This window comes from Streptomyces sp. NPDC090088, from assembly GCF_044747345.1.
Classification (GTDB): domain Bacteria; phylum Actinomycetota; class Actinomycetes; order Streptomycetales; family Streptomycetaceae; genus Streptomyces.
Map to the genome: position 1 here is coordinate 17823 of NZ_JBIVDZ010000012.1, position 14279 is coordinate 32101.

At 73.7% G+C, this 14279-nt stretch carries 13 protein-coding genes; 8 read left to right on the forward strand and 5 right to left on the reverse strand.

All coding sequences use genetic code 11. The features are described from left to right. Nucleotides 1-12: 12 nt before the first annotated feature. Both ACIPSJ_RS44760 and ACIPSJ_RS44765 read right to left on the reverse strand, forming a co-directional pair. On the reverse strand, nucleotides 13-687 hold the full coding sequence (locus ACIPSJ_RS44760; protein WP_359221875.1) for a pyridoxamine 5'-phosphate oxidase family protein: 675 nt from the start codon (nucleotides 685-687) through the stop codon (nucleotides 13-15). A gap of 19 nt (nucleotides 688-706) precedes the next feature. After that, complete coding sequence (locus ACIPSJ_RS44765) at nucleotides 707-1774, reverse strand: zinc-dependent alcohol dehydrogenase family protein (protein ID WP_401354897.1); 1068 nt, start codon at nucleotides 1772-1774, stop codon at nucleotides 707-709. A 197-nt stretch (nucleotides 1775-1971) separates the two neighbouring features. Here ACIPSJ_RS44765 and ACIPSJ_RS44770 point away from each other — a divergent pair, with 197 nt between their 5' ends. Both ACIPSJ_RS44770 and ACIPSJ_RS44775 read left to right on the forward strand, forming a co-directional pair. After that, complete coding sequence (locus ACIPSJ_RS44770; protein WP_359221877.1) at nucleotides 1972-2349, forward strand: STAS domain-containing protein; 378 nt, start codon at nucleotides 1972-1974, stop codon at nucleotides 2347-2349. 64 nt (nucleotides 2350-2413) lie between these two features. Further along, nucleotides 2414-2974 carry a hypothetical protein gene (locus ACIPSJ_RS44775; RefSeq protein WP_401354899.1) on the forward strand — a complete coding sequence of 187 codons (561 nt, stop codon included), beginning with the start codon at nucleotides 2414-2416 and terminating at the stop codon, nucleotides 2972-2974. Between the two features lie 11 nt (nucleotides 2975-2985). On the opposite strand, the gene ACIPSJ_RS44780 is transcribed toward ACIPSJ_RS44775, so the two are convergent. Then, nucleotides 2986-5370: a phosphoketolase gene (locus ACIPSJ_RS44780; RefSeq protein WP_401354901.1), complete on the reverse strand. Its 2385-nt coding sequence runs from the start codon at nucleotides 5368-5370 to the stop codon at nucleotides 2986-2988. Between the two features lie 53 nt (nucleotides 5371-5423). Between ACIPSJ_RS44780 and ppk2 the strand changes: the two genes are divergently transcribed. Further along, the gene (gene ppk2 / locus ACIPSJ_RS44785) at nucleotides 5424-6227 is read left to right on the forward strand and encodes a polyphosphate kinase 2 (protein ID WP_355723087.1); all 804 of its coding nucleotides are present in this window, start codon (nucleotides 5424-5426) and stop codon (nucleotides 6225-6227) included. 20 nt (nucleotides 6228-6247) lie between these two features. Here ppk2 and ACIPSJ_RS44790 read toward each other — a convergent pair whose 3' ends face one another. Continuing rightward, nucleotides 6248-7123 carry a universal stress protein gene (locus ACIPSJ_RS44790; RefSeq protein WP_401354904.1) on the reverse strand — a complete coding sequence of 292 codons (876 nt, stop codon included), beginning with the start codon at nucleotides 7121-7123 and terminating at the stop codon, nucleotides 6248-6250. After that, nucleotides 7120-7446, reverse strand: coding sequence for a hypothetical protein (locus tag ACIPSJ_RS44795; RefSeq protein ID WP_401354906.1), 327 nt, complete (start codon nucleotides 7444-7446; stop codon nucleotides 7120-7122). The genes ACIPSJ_RS44790 and ACIPSJ_RS44795 overlap by 4 nt, the downstream gene beginning before the upstream one ends. Before the next feature lie 194 nt (nucleotides 7447-7640). Between ACIPSJ_RS44795 and ACIPSJ_RS44800 the strand changes: the two genes are divergently transcribed. The 5 genes from ACIPSJ_RS44800 (at nucleotide 7641) to ACIPSJ_RS44820 (ending at nucleotide 13962) form a co-directional block, all read left to right on the forward strand. Continuing rightward, nucleotides 7641-9389 carry a SulP family inorganic anion transporter gene (locus ACIPSJ_RS44800; RefSeq protein ID WP_401355447.1) on the forward strand — a complete coding sequence of 583 codons (1749 nt, stop codon included), beginning with the start codon at nucleotides 7641-7643 and terminating at the stop codon, nucleotides 9387-9389. A gap of 208 nt (nucleotides 9390-9597) precedes the next feature. Next, the gene (locus ACIPSJ_RS44805) at nucleotides 9598-10062 is read left to right on the forward strand and encodes a Crp/Fnr family transcriptional regulator (protein WP_401354909.1); all 465 of its coding nucleotides are present in this window, start codon (nucleotides 9598-9600) and stop codon (nucleotides 10060-10062) included. 27 nt (nucleotides 10063-10089) lie between these two features. Beyond that, nucleotides 10090-10785, forward strand: a complete 696-nt coding sequence (locus ACIPSJ_RS44810; RefSeq protein WP_401354911.1) for a CBS domain-containing protein — start codon at nucleotides 10090-10092, stop codon at nucleotides 10783-10785. 81 nt (nucleotides 10786-10866) lie between these two features. Beyond that, complete coding sequence (locus tag ACIPSJ_RS44815; RefSeq protein ID WP_355723073.1) at nucleotides 10867-11568, forward strand: response regulator transcription factor; 702 nt, start codon at nucleotides 10867-10869, stop codon at nucleotides 11566-11568. A 417-nt stretch (nucleotides 11569-11985) separates the two neighbouring features. Continuing rightward, nucleotides 11986-13962: a PAS domain S-box protein gene (locus tag ACIPSJ_RS44820; RefSeq protein WP_359227012.1), complete on the forward strand. Its 1977-nt coding sequence runs from the start codon at nucleotides 11986-11988 to the stop codon at nucleotides 13960-13962. Nucleotides 13963-14279 lie beyond the last annotated feature (317 nt).

Genomic DNA, 14279 nt, shown 5'->3' on the forward strand with positions numbered 1-14279 from the left:
CGTCACCGGGTGTCAGGTCCTGATCCGGCGTCCGGTGACGACGCCGGGGACGACGCGCATCCACAGCTCGCGCCGGCCCCCTGCCCAGGGGGCGCTGTACGTCCGTGCCGCGAGCCGGCGGATGTCGTCCGGGTCGGTCACGAGGTGGGCGCGGCCACGGACCAGGACGCTCCAACCCTCGCTGAACGCGTCGTCGATGCGGTCGGTCTCGAAGGCCACCCGGCAGCCCGCGGCCCGCGCCGGGGTCGTGCCGGGAGCGGTGCGGAAGACGATCGCGCCGTCCACGACGCTGTAGTTGACCGGCACGATCACCGGTCCGGTGGCCGTGGCCACCCCGAGCCGGCCCACCCCGTGCGTGCCGAGCAGGGCGGTGCACCGGACGGGGTCCAGTTCCACGAACTCCGGACGGAGCCTGGCCCGTGCGGTCCCCGGCGGGGACTCGGTGTCGCCGCCGGTGAGATGGGACAGCGTGGTGTGCAGCACCTCGGCCAGCCGGAGCAGGGCGCCCGTGCCGGGTGCGGCGAGCGGGTTCTCCTCCAGGTACTCCAGATAGCCGGGGGCGATGCCGGCCCGGACGGCGGTCTCCTTGCGGGTGAGGCCGAGTTCCGTCCGGCGGGCGGCCAGCCGGCGGCCCAGGTCCCCCAGGGGCGGCTTCTCCACCGTGTGCGGCCGTACCTGTTCGGCCATGACCGGTCACGTCCTCTCGTCAGGCCGCGGGAACGGCGAGTTCGTGCTGTTTCCCGCCGAGCACGACCTTGAGCGCGGCGCTCTCGCCGGCCCGGGCGAAGACGTCGTACGCCTCCTCCGTCCGGCTCAGCGGGAAGGTGTGGGTGACCAGCCGCGCGGTCGGGAGCCGGCCGGCGGCGGCCATCCGCAGCAGGGCCGGTGTCGAGTGGGTGTCGACCAGGCCGGTGGTGAGGGTGATGTTCTTGCTCCACAGGTCTTCGAGGTGCAGCGTGACCGGCCTGCCGTGCACGCCGATGTTGGCGACGCGGCCGCCGGGCCGCACCATGCGGGTGCACAGCTCGAAGCTCTCGGGTACGCCGACGGCCTCGATCACCACGTCCGCGCCGAGTCCGTCGGTCAGGTCGGCCACCAGCTGGGCGGGGGCCTCGTGGACGTCGGCCACGGCGTCCGCGCCGAACCGGTGGGCGGCCTCCAGCCGGGCCGGGACCAGGTCCACGGCGATGATCCGCTCGGGCGAGAACAGCCGGGCCGTGGCGACGGCCGCGAGCCCGACCGGACCCGCGCCGACGACGGCGACGGTGTCGCCGGGGCGCACCCGCCCGTTGAGCACGCCGACCTCGTAGGCGGTCGGGAAGATGTCCGCGAGGAGTACGGCGTCCTGGTCCGCGAGCGTGCCGGGCAGCTTGTGCACGGACAGGTCGGCGTGCGGGACCCGGACGTACTCGGCCTGGGTGCCGTCGATCAGGTGGCCGAGGATCCAGCCTCCGCCGCCCCGGCACTGGCCGTACCGCTGCTCCCGGCAGAAGCGGCAGCGGCCGCAGGAGGTGATGCAGGAGACCAGCACCCGGTCGCCCGGCCGGACGCTCCGTACGTCGCTGCCGGTCTCCACGACCTCGCCGACGGCCTCGTGCCCGAGGACCGTGCCGGGCGGCACCTCGGGGACGTCGCCCTTGAGGATGTGCAGGTCCGTCCCGCAGATCGTGACGGCGGCGACGCGCACCACGGCGTCGGTGGGCTCCTTGATCGCGGGATCGGAGACTTCCTCCCAGGCGGACTGCCCGGGGCCGTGGAAGACGAAGGCCTTCATGACACGCTCACCGTCCTTGGTCGTCCGGTGGGTCCATCGTGTCCCCGCCCCGTGGGCCTCGCTTGGGCCGACCGGCCCCCGGTGCCCGCCGGACGGGCCCCACCGGAGCGGGCGGAGGACGTTCGGGCCCGCCGGTACCGGGACGAAGGGGCCGAACGGCCCTTCCGGAGACCCGCCGCCTCGGCTTGTCTGGGCCTATGGCGGACAACCACACCAGGTCCACGGCGTACCACACGACGCACAGCGCCGACGGGACGACGGTGGTGACCCTGCACGGCGAGATAGACGTCCTCGCGGTGCTGGCGCTGCGCACGGCCCTGGACGCCCTGACGTCCGGCCCGAAGCCCGATCTGGTGGTGGATCTGCGTGCCGTCTCGTTCATCGACTGCGCCGGGCTCGGCGTGCTGTGCCGGGCCCGGAACCGGATCCGGTCGCGGCAGGGCCGGCTGCGCCTGATCACGCCGGACGACGGCTTCCTGCGGCTGCTGCGCCGCACGGGGCTGGACGGCACCTTCGAGCTGGTCCGCGGGGTGTCCGGGCCGCCGCTCCCCCGGGCGCTGTCCGACGCCCGCTGACGGCTCGCCCGTCCCGTCCGCCGCCTTCGCAGACGTCACCACGACGACGAGGAGGTACGGTCCGATGCAGGGCGCCAGCACGAGCAGACGGCTGTGGCGGTGGCGGAACAACCCGCTACGGCGGCACGACGACCTCGTCGAGGCCTGGATCGTCCTCGCCGTGTACGCGGGTGTCGCGGTCGGCGGCACCGTCGCCGGCGCCGTGACCGCCCAGGCCGCCGACCAGGTGTTCGCTCAGCAGCGGGCCGAACGCCGGGCCGTGCGGGCCGTGCTCGTCACCGACGCGCCGAAGAGCACCGCGCCCGACGTGATGGGCTCGGTGCGGTGGACGGCGCCCGACGGCTCGGCCCGCACCGGCCCGACCCTGGTCGAGGCGGGCCTGCCGGCCGGCAGCCGGGTCGTGGTCTGGCAGGACGGCCGGGGCCGGCTGGTCGCCGAACCACCGGACGCCGCGGAGGCGGGCCTGGAGGCCGGGGTCCTCGGTGCCGGTGCCGCCGGCGCCACCGCCGGGGTCGTGCTCGGTGCGGGAGCCGTCGCCCGGTGGCGGCTGGATCGGCGGCGGATCGCCCGGTGGGGGCGGGAGTGGGATCTCGTGGAACCGAAGTGGGGGCACCGGACGGGCTGAGCGGCCGGACGTCAGTCCGTCCAGGTCCAGTCGGCGACCTCGGGGAGGTCGGTGCCGTGCTCGCGGATCCAGGCGTGGTGGCGGGTGCGGGTGTCGGCCATCTGCTGGCGCAGGGCGGCGGCGCGGACGGCGAGGCCGGGGACGCGGTCGATGACGTCCATGACCAGGCGGTAGCGGTCCAGGTCGTTGCGGACGACCATGTCGAACGGGGTGGTCGTGGTCCCGGACTCCTTGTAGCCGCGCACGTGCAGGTGCTCGTGGCCGGTGCGGCGGTAGGCGAGGCGGTGGACCAGCCAGGGGTAGCCGTGGTAGCCGAAGATCACCGGCTTGTCGGTGGTGAACAGGCCGTCGTACTCGAAGTCGGTCATCCCGTGCGGGTGTTCGTCCTTGGGCATGAGGCGGGTCATGTCGACGACGTTGACCACGCGTACGGCCAGCTGCGGCAGGTCGCGGCGGAGCAGCTGGGCGGCGGCGAGGATCTCCTGGGTGGGCACGTCGCCGGCGCAGGCGAGGACGACGTCGGGCTCGCGGGAGCCGTTCTCGGTGCCGGCCCACTCCCAGATCCCGGCACCGCGCGCGCAGTGGACGCGGGCCTGGTCCATGGAGAGCCAGTCGAAGCAGGGCTGCTTGCCGGCCACGATGACGTTCACGTAGTCCCGGCTGCGCAGGGCGTGGTCGGCGACGGAGAGAAGCGTGTTGGCGTCCGGCGGGAGGTAGACGCGGACGACCTCGGGGCTCTTGTTGAGGACGTGGTCGACGAAGCCGGGGTCCTGGTGCGAGAAGCCGTTGTGGTCCTGGCGCCACACGTGCGAGGTGAGCAGGTAGTTGAGGGAGGCGATGGGCGCCCGCCAGGGCAACTGCCGGGACGTCCTCAGCCACTTGATGTGCTGGTTGACCATCGAGTCGACGATGTGCACGAACGCCTCGTAGCAGGAGAACAGTCCGTGCCGGCCGGTCAGGAGGTAGCCCTCCAGCCAGCCCTGGCAGGTGTGTTCGGAGAGGATCTCCATCACCCGGCCGTGCCGGTCGAGGTGTTCGTCGACCGGGAGCGCCTCGGCCTGCCAGGCCTTGCCGCTGGCTCCGTAGACGGCCTGGAGCCGGTTGGAGGCGGTCTCGTCGGGGCCGACCAGCCGGAAGTTCCGCTGGACACTGGTGTCCCGCATGACCTGTTCCAGCAGGTCGCCGAGGACGCGGGTGGGTTCGTGCAGGGTGGCGCCCGGCTTGTCGACGGGGACCGCGAACTCGTCGAGGTCGGCGATGGGCAGGTCGCGCAGGAGCAGGCCGCCGTTGGCGTACGGGGTCGCGCCGAGCCGCTTCGTACCGTCGGGGACGCAGGCGAGCACGTCGGCGGTGGGCCGGCCGTCGGCGCCGAAGAGTTCCCCGGGCCGGTACGAGCGCAGCCAGGCCTCCAGCTGCCGCAGGTGCTCCGGGTTCTCGCGGACGCCGGCCAGCGGCACCTGGTGGGCCCGCCAGGTGCCCTCGACCGGTTCGCCGTCCACCTCGGCGGGGCCGGTCCAGCCCTTGGGGGTGCGCAGCACGATGACGGGCCAGTGCGCGCGCTCGGTGACCCCGTCCTCGCGGGCCGCGCGCTGCAGCGCGGCGATGCGGTCAAGGGCCTCGTCCATCGCCGCGGCCATGGCCCGGTGCACCAGGTGCGGGTCGTCGCCCGTGACATGGATCGGATCGTGGCCGTAGCCGCGCAGCAGGGCGTCGAGCTCGGCCTCGGGGAGGCGGGCCAGCACGGCCGGGTTGGCGATCTTGTAGCCGTTGAGGTGCAGGATCGGCAGGACGGCGCCGTCGTGCACCGGGTCGAGGAACTTGTTCGAGTGCCAGGAGGCGGCCAGCGGTCCGGTCTCCGCCTCGCCGTCCCCGACGACGCACGCGACCAGCAGGTCCGGGTGGTCGAGGGCGGCGCCGTAGGCGTGCGACAGGGAGTAGCCGAGTTCGCCGCCCTCGTGGATGGAGCCGGGTGTCTCGGGGGCCACATGGCTGGGCACCCCGCCGGGGAAGGAGAACTGGCGGAAGAGCCGCTCCATGCCCCGCACGTCCCGGGAGACGTCCGGGTAGGTCTGGCTGTAGCTGCCCTCCAGCCAGGAGTTGGCCAGCACGGAGGGGCCGCCGTGGCCGGGTCCCCAGACGCAGAGCGCGTCGAGGCCGCGTGCCCTGATCACCCGGTTGAGGTGGGTGTACACCAGGTTCAGGCCGGGCGAGGTACCCCAGTGGCCGAGCAGCCGGGGCTTGATGTGCTCGGGGGTGAGCGGTTCGGTGAGCAGCGGGTTGGACATCAGGTAGATCTGCCCGGCGGCCAGATAGTTGGCGGCCCGCCAGTGCGCGTCCAGGGTGCGCAGTTCGTCGTCGGACAGTACGGTGGCGTCCTGGTTTTCGACCGTGGACATGGATGACGCTCCGGAAGTCGTCGGTGCAGGGGTCATCGGGTGGTGGAGGCGGCATGGCCGGCAAGAAAGCGGCGGAGCTGCCGCGCAGGACGTACGAGAAGGAACTGCTCCGCCTCCAGACCGAGCTGGTGAAGCTGCAGGAGTGGGTGCGGGCGACGGGCGCCCGCCTCGTGGTGATCTTCGAGGGGCGGGACGCGGCCGGCAAAGGGGGCACGATCAAACGGGTGACCGAGCACCTCAATCCGCGTTTCGCGCGGATCGCGGCGCTGCCCAAGCCGACCGAGCGCGAGCGCACCCAGTGGTACTTCCAGCGGTACGCGGCGCATCTGCCGGCCGCCGGGGAGATCGTGCTGTTCGACCGGTCCTGGTACAACCGGGCCGGGGTCGAGCATGTGATGGGCTTCTGCTCGAAGGAGGAGTACCAGCTCTTCCTTCGGCACTGCCCGATCTTCGAGCGGATGCTGGTCGAGTCCGGGATCCTGCTGCGCAAGTACTGGTTCTCGGTGAGCGACGTCGAGCAGCAGGAGCGGTTCCGCAAGCGCCTCGAGGACCCGCTGCGGCGCTGGAAGCTGTCGCCGATGGACCTGGAGTCGATCACCCGCTGGGAGGCCTACTCCCGGGCCAAGGACGAGATGCTGGTGCACACCGACCTCACCGAGGCGCCCTGGAACATCGTGGAGAGCGACGACAAGCGGCGGGCCCGGCTGAACATGATGGCCCACCTGCTGTCCTCGGTGCCCTACCAGGAGCTGCCGCCGCAGGTCCTGGAGCTGCCGGAACGGCCGCCGTCGACCGGGTACGAGCGTCCGCCGCGGGATCTGCAGACCTACGTCCCCGATCACGCGGCGAGCCTCTGAGCGGTCGCCGGTCACCTCGCTCACACCCACTCGGGTACGACGGCGACCGGGCAGGCGGAGTGGTGCAGGGCGTCGTGGACGGTCCGGCCGAGCGGCAGGCCGCGGTGCCCGGACTTGCGGCGGGCGCCCACGACCAGCAGGTCGGCGTCGCGGGAAGCCGCCGACAGCACCTGGCGGGCGTGGCCCTCCACGGTCCGCCGGCGCAGCGTCAGGCCCTCGGGGGCCTCGCCCAGGGCCTCCGCCAGCCGCTCGACGGCCGCCTGCTCGTGCGCCCGGGCCGGTGCCCCCGCCAGGAGCGGGAGGTCGGTGGTCTCGTACGCCGGGCACCACCAGGCCCGTACGGCCGCCAGCTCGGCGCCCCGCAGCCCGGCCTCGCGCAGTGCGAAGCGCACCGCTTCCCGCCGGTCCCCTACGCCCAGGACGATCCGGCCGTGCCTGCCCGCACCGCCCCGGCCGTCCTGGTCGCCGCGGAGCACGATCACCGGGCAGTGCGCGTGGGCGGCGACGGTGAGGCTCACGGAGCCGAGCAGGGCCTCGGTGAGGCCGCGGCGCCCGCGGTTGCCCAGCACCAGCAGACCGGCGTCGCGGCTCTCCCGCACCAGCGCGTACTCGGGCTCCTCGGGCAGCACCTCGGTGGACACCTTCACCCCGGGCTGCCGGCCCCGGGCCCGCCGCTCCGCGGCCTCGACGATGTCCTCGGCCATCACCTGCTCGGACGGCTCCCCGAGGGCGTCCGCGGGCGAGATTCCCTCGTAGCGCTCCCAGAGCGAGGCGTGGACCAGCCGCAGCGGTGTCCCGCGCAGGGCGGCCTCGTCGGCCGCCCACTCCACGGCCCGCAGGCTCGGCTCAGAACCGTCCACACCGACGACGAGAGGCAACTCCTCCACGACGGTCACCGCCCCGCACCGAGGCCGCACCCGCTCCGGCCCCTGCCCCTGCCCCTGCCCCTGCCCCTGCCGCGCGGGACGCCGCCGAGGCGCTCGGCGGCGGATTCGTCGATGAGTTCGGCGGTGAACTCGTCGAGGGAGCCGCCCGGGGGCTCGGCGGCGGACCTGTCGAGGGAGCCGTCCAAGGGCTCGGCGGCGGACCCGTCGAGGGACTCGTCGGTGGCGGACGGCGGGCGGGCCCCGTAGCCGCCCCGGGTCCGGCCGGACCTGCGCGCGGCGGCGCCGGAGCGGGACGGTGAGCCGTCGGGGCCTGCGGTGACGGTACGGAGCATGTTCTCCACCTCCTGCGGAGCGGGATCCTCAGGTCGGGCGCGGGATGTCGGCCTCTGCGATGACCACTCTGGTCCGGGACGGGCGGGTGCGCCGGATGCCGAAGGTCGGTGGGGGTGGGGCCGAACGGCCCTGGTCGAAAGGCCTGTTGGGCCGGTCCGGCGCGTCCGTCTCGCGGCCGGGCCGGGCCCGGTGGATGCTGGGCCCCGGCGAAAGGGGATCCATGGGCGAGGGCGGCGGCAGACAGGTGGGGTGGCGCGCGCTCGCGCCCGGGCTCGGCTCGCTGCTCGGCTACCGGCGCGCCTGGCTGAAGGGCGACACGCTGGCCGGTGTGACCGTCGCCGCGTACCTGGTGCCGCAGGTCATGGCGTACGCCGGGGTGGCCGGGCTGCCCCCGGTGGCCGGGCTGTGGGCGATCCTGCCCGCGCTGGCCCTGTACGCCGTGTTCGGCTCCTCACGGCTGCTGTCGGTCGGCCCGGAGTCGACGACGGCCCTGATGACGGCCACCGTGGTGGGCCCGCTCGCCGCCGGCGACTCCGCCCGGTACGCCGTGCTGGCCGCCACCCTGGCCGCCGCGGTGGGCCTGCTCTGCCTGGTCGCGCGGGCGGCACGGCTCGGCTTCCTCGCCGACCTGCTCTCCCGTCCCGTCCTCGTCGGCTACCTGACCGGCGTGGCGCTGATCATGACGGTGGACCAGCTGCCGAAGCTCACCGGGGTACCGACGACGGGCACCGAGTTCTTCCCCCAACTGTGGTCGTTCCTCTCCCACTTGGGAGAGGCACACGCACCCACCCTCGTGCTCTCGGCGGCCGTCCTGGCCATGGTCCTCCTCCTGGCCCGGTACGCGCCCGCCGTCCCCGGTCCGCTGCTGGCGGTCGTCCTGGGCACGGCGGCCGTCACAGTGTTCGACCTCGACGGCCGCTTCGGCATCAAGGTGATCGGCACGGTGCCCTCGGGCCTGCCCGGCCTCGCCGCCCCGGACCTGGGCGAGCTGCCCCGGCTGGTCCTACCGGCGCTGGGCGTCCTGCTCGTCGCCTACACGGACTTCATCCTCACCGCGCGCGCCTTCGCCGGCCGGGGGCCGGACGAGGAGCCGGAGCTCGACGCCAACCAGGAGTTCCTGGCCCTGGGCGCGGCCAACCTCGGCGCCGGCGCCGTGCACGGGTTCCCGGTGAGCAGCAGTGCCAGCCGCACCGCGCTGGCCACCTCGGCGGGTGCCCGCAGCCAGGCGTACTCCCTGGTGGCCGGTGCCCTCGTCCTCGCCGTGCTGCTCTTCCTCAGCCCCCTGCTGACGCGCACGCCCTCGGCGGTGCTCGGCGCCCTCGTCGTCTACGCGGCGACCCGCATGGTCGACCTCGGCGGTTTCCGCCGGCTGGCCGCCTTCCGCCGCCGCGAGCTGCTGCTGGCCCTCGGCTGCCTGGCCGGGGTGCTCGCCCTGGACATCCTGTACGGCGTGCTGGTGGCCGTGGGCCTGTCGGTCGCGGAGCTGCTGACGCGGGTGGCCCGCCCGCACGACGCGGTCGAGGGGCTGGTGCCCGGCCTCGCGGGCATGCACGACATCGACGACTACCCGGCCGCCCGGACCGTCCCCGGTCTGCTCGTCTACCGCTACGACTCGCCGCTGTTCTTCGCCAACGCGGAGAACTTCCGGCGCCGGGCCCTGGCCGCCGTCTCCGACCAGGCGGAGCCCGTGCGCTGGTTCGTCCTCAACACCGAGGCCAATGTCGAGGTCGACATCACCGCCCTCGACGCGGTCGACGACCTGCGCCGCGAACTGACCGCGCGCGGTGTCGTGTTCGCCCTCGCCCGCGTCAAACAGGACCTCCTGGACGACCTCCGGACGTACGGCCTGGCCGGCTCGGTCGGCCCGGACCACATCTTCCCGACCCTGCCGACGGCGGTGGCCGCCTACCGCGAGTGGCTCGCGAAGCAGCCCCCTCAGTAGGCCGTAGGGGCCGCGAGGACGGCCGTACCACCTTTGGGGACGGCCGTACCACCTTTGGGGACGGCCGTACGGGCTTTGGGGACGGCCGTACGGCCCGCGGGTGGGCTGATGGTCCCGGGGCGGCGGGTCCGCTCGGCCCATGGCGGGAGCGCGTCCCGTGGCACACGCTGGCGGCAGGACGACGTACACCCGCACCGGGAGGCCCGCCATGAACGCACCCCCGTCCCCCAGCGTGCTGCGCGCGCTGCCCGCCGAGTACCGGGACCGTCTGATGCCGGCCGCGCGGGAGGTCTCGTTCGCCGCCGGGACCCGGCTCTTCGACGAAGGCGGTCGCGCCGACCGGTTCTGGATCGTCCGGACCGGCAGGATCGAGCTCGACATGCATGTGCCCGGCCGCCGGGCGGCCGTCATCGAGAACATCGGCCACAACGAACTGGTCGGCTGGTCCTGGCTGTTCGGCCCGCGCGTGTGGCACATGGGCGCCGCGGCGACCACCCCGGTACGCGCCTGGGAGTTCGACGCCGAGACCGTCAGGTCGCTGTGCCGGCAGGATCCCGAGCTGGGGAACGCCGTCGGCCAGTGGGTGGGCGAGGTGCTGGCCCACCGCCTGCGTGCCGCCCGTACCCGACTGCTCGACCTCTACGCCCCGTACGGCGCCGGGGCGAGCGTCTGACCGAGAAGTGACCGAGGAGTGACCGCCGTGCACGGCACGCCGCACATCGTCAGCGACGTCATGACCACGACCGTCGTGAGCGTCGGACGCGGGGCCCGGTTCAAGGAGATCGTGCGGCTGATGCGGGACTGGCGGGTCAGCGCCCTGCCCGTGGTCGAGGGCGAGGGCCGGGTCGTCGGCGTCGTCTCCGAGGCGGACCTGTTGCGCAGGGAGGAGTTCCGCGACGCGGAAGAGGTCCGGGACGGGCAGGAGGTGCGGGACGCGGCGGCCGAGGCCGGTGCGCCGACGGCGGGCGGGCTGATGACCGCCCCCGCGCTCACCGTCCGGCCGGGTGCCACGCTCTCCCAGGCGGCGCGGATCATGGCGCGGGGCGGGGTGAAGCGGCTGCCCGTGGTCGACGAGGTGGGCGTGCTCCAGGGCGTGGTGAGCCGCGCCGACCTGCTCAAGGTCTTCCTGCGCGACGACGAGGAGATCGCCGAGGAGGTCCGGCGCGAGGTGGTGTCGTACCTCTTCCCCGCCCCCGCGTCCCTGCTGCGGGTGGCCGTCCGCGACGGGGTCGTGACGCTCGCCGGCCGGATCCGCGACACGTCCCTGGTGCCGGTGGCGGCACGGCTGGTCAGGGCCGTCGAGGGCGTGGTGGACGTGGACTTCGACCTGGCCTCGCGCCCGGCGCCGAGCGTGGCGGCGGGCCCGGAGCGCACAAGTGGGGCCGGACGGCCCTAGTGCGGCCCGCCCCGGCGGAGCGATGATCTCTGGGGGCGGCCTGCGGGCTGCCCGCGCATCCGGTGAGGACGAGGGGCCGTCATGACGCAGTCGCGCACGTTCACGGAAGAGGACCCGATCCGGGTCTTCCTGCTGGACGACCACGAGGTGGTCAGGCGTGGCATCACCGACCTGCTCGAGGCGGAACCGGACATCTCGGTCGTCGGCGACGCCGGCACCGTCCAGCACGCGCTCGCCCGCGGGCCGGCCCTGCGGCCGCACGTCGCCGTCCTCGACGTCCGGCTGCCCGACGGCGACGGCATCACCGTCTGCCGGGAACTGCGGGACCAGATGCCGGAACTGGCCTGTCTGATGCTGACGTCCTTCGACGACGAGGAGGCCCTGCTCGACGCGATCATGGCCGGGGCGTCCGGCTATGTCCTCAAGCAGATCAAGGGCTCCGACCTGGTCTCCGCGGTACGCACCGTCGCCTCCGGCCAGTCGATGCTCGACCCCGCGACCACGGCCCGCCTGATGCGGTCGCTGCGCGCCGACCCCGCCGAGACGCCCTCGGTCCCCGCCGAGCTGGCGAGCCTGTCGCCCCGCGAACGGGACATCCTCGCGCTGATCGGCGACGGCCTCACCAACCGCGAGATCGGCAAGAAGCTCTACCTCTCCGAGAAGACCGTCAAGAACCACATCTCCCGGCTGCTGGCCAAGCTGGGTGTCCAGCGCCGGGTGCAGGCCGCGGTCCTCGCCTCCCACCTGGACCAGCCGGGTTCCGGGGAGCGCACGGGCAAGTGAGGGAAGGCCTGCGGGCCGACCGGACCGGGCCGGCCGCTCGCTGGTGACCATCGCCGGCAGGTCGCCGTACGCGCCGGGGAGCGTCGTCGGGTCTCGGGCCCGGCAGGGCAGAGGCCGCTCGCCCTCGGCCCGCGCGGCCCACGCGGTCGCCGCGGTCGCGCGTCGCGCCGTCGCGCCGCTGCGTCCGGCCCCGATCCCAGCCCAATCCCCGCCCCCGCTCCCGGCTCGGCCCCGTCGCCGTCCCCGTCGCCGTCCCCGACGCCGTCCCCGACGCCGTCCCCGACGCGAGACGCCCAACGAGTGCCCCGCAGCGAACAGGTTCGGGCGGTCACGGCCACTAAACGACTTCTCCCTGCCCCGGCGCGCCGGAAGCGCTGAGATGACCGCATCCATCGGCGGGAAAGGGGTGGGGCGGACATGGCCGGCTCCCTCGGAGGCGAACGGACGCGCGTGGCCGTGACGGCGGATACGCCGCAGACGGCGGCGCAGCACTGCCGGTGCGGCGGCGTGCCGGTCCCCGGCCAGGGGACCGGTGCCGCCGAGGAACGCTTCCGCGGTCTGCTGGAGGCCGCGCCGGACGCGATGGTCATCGTGGACGGCCAGGGCATCATCAAGCTGGTCAACGCGCAGACCGAGGCGCTCTTCGGCTACCGGCGCGAGGAACTCCTGGGCCACCCGGTCGAGTTGCTGATGCCGCACCGCTTCCGTACCCAGCACACCCTGCACCGGGGCGGCTACTCGGCGAACCGGCAGGTCCGTCCGATGGGCGCCGGGCTGGAACTGCACGGGCTGCGCAAGGACGGCACCGAGTTCCCGGTGGAGATCAGCCTCAGCCCGATGGAGACCGCGGACGGGCTGCTGGTGTCCGCCGCCGTCCGCGACGTCAGCGACCGCAAGGCCGCCGAGGCCCGTATCAACGAGCTCGCCGCGCTCGTCGAGTCCTCCCAGGACGCCATCCTCGCCAAGACCCTCGACGGGGACATCACCTACTGGAACGCGGCGGCGCAGGACCTCTACGGCTACACCGCCGAGGAGGCGATCGGCCGGCACGTGTCGATGCTCGCCCCGCCCGACCTCCGCGCGGAGGTCAGCGCGCTGCTGACCCGGCTGCGCCAGGGCGAGAAGGTCGAGCACTTCGAGACGCTGCGGGTCACCCGCTCCGGGGCGCTGCTCGACGTGGACGTCACCCTGTGGCCGACGCGGGACACCCGTGGCCGGGTCGTCGGCGCGTGCGCCATCGTCCGGGACATCAGCGACCGCAAGCGCGCCGAGGCCGAGCTGACCGCCCTGTACGAGCAGCAGCGGCACATCGCGCTGACGCTGCAGCGCAGCCTGATGGGCACCCCGCCCGCGCTGCCCGGTCTGGCCACCGCCAGCCGCTACCGGCCCGCCACCCAGGGCGCCGGGGTGGGCGGCGACTGGTTCGACCTGATACCGCTGGGCGCCGACCGGGTGGGCGTGCTGATCGGTGACGTGATGGGCCGCGGGCTGGAGGCCGCCGCCGTCATGGGCCAGTTGCGCTCGGCGGCCCACGCGCTGGCGAAGACGGGGATGGAGCCGCGGCTGCTGATGCAGGCGCTGGACTCCTGCGTGGCCGACCTCGACGTCCCCGACCAGCTCGTGACCTGCTGCTACCTGGTCATCGCCCCCGACACCGGGACCGTGACCGTCTGCTCGGCCGGTCATCTGCCGACGCTCGTCGCGAGCGCCGACGACGGCGCGGTCGGCATCCTCGACTCGCCCGTCAACGCCCCGCTCGGGGTGGGCGGTGTCCTCTACGAGCAGTCCCGTACGGCCGTCCCGCCCGGGGCGACCCTGGTGCTCTACACGGACGGCCTGATCGAGACGCCGGGCAGTGACATCGAGGAGCGGATCGCCGAACTCACCGTCGTCCTGGAGAAGTTCTTCGCGGGCACACCGTGCCTGGAGACCGCCGCCGACCATGTGCTGGCGAGTCTGCTGCCCGACGCCGAGAGCCACAACGACGACGTCACCCTGCTGCTCGCGCAGCTCCCGGCCGCGCCGCTGGCGGCCCTGACCACCGATCTGCCGGCCTGTCCCTCCTCGGTGCCGGCGGGGCGGGCGTTCCTGCACCAGGCGCTCACCGCCTGGGACTGCGCCGCGGGCGCGGACGACGCGCTCCTGCTGCTGTCGGAGACCCTGACCAACGCCGTCCAGCACGGCGAGGGCCCCATCGGTCTGCATCTGCACCGCACGGCCACCGACCTCACCGTGGAGATCAGCGACCGCAGCCCGCAACTGCCCCGGCCGCGCCGGGCCGCCGAGGACGAGGAGTCCGGCCGGGGTCTGCTGCTCGTCCGCACGCTCGCCGACAGCTGGGGAGTGCGGCCCACGGACGAGGGAAAGACCACCTGGTTCACCCTCCGGCTGTGAGGACCGTGGGACGCCCTGTCGTCGTAGGGCTGGACGGTTCACGCGAGACCCTCCGGAAGAGTCGCCTCCGGTAGGTGAACTCCCCCTGGAATGTCAAGTGTTGACATGCCCTCAGCACGTGACTGATGATCACAGCTACGTCACGGAGCCCCCTCAGAAGCTCCGCACAGCTGACGCATCAGCGTGCGCAGCTGCACCACGCGTATCCCCGTCGGTCCTGCCCCCACTCGCCGATAGCCCCGCGTTCTCTCCTCTTCCCCCTCCCCCTCCTGATTCCGGCATTTCGCGCGATGCCGTCGTTCGCCGCGCCTCTGTTC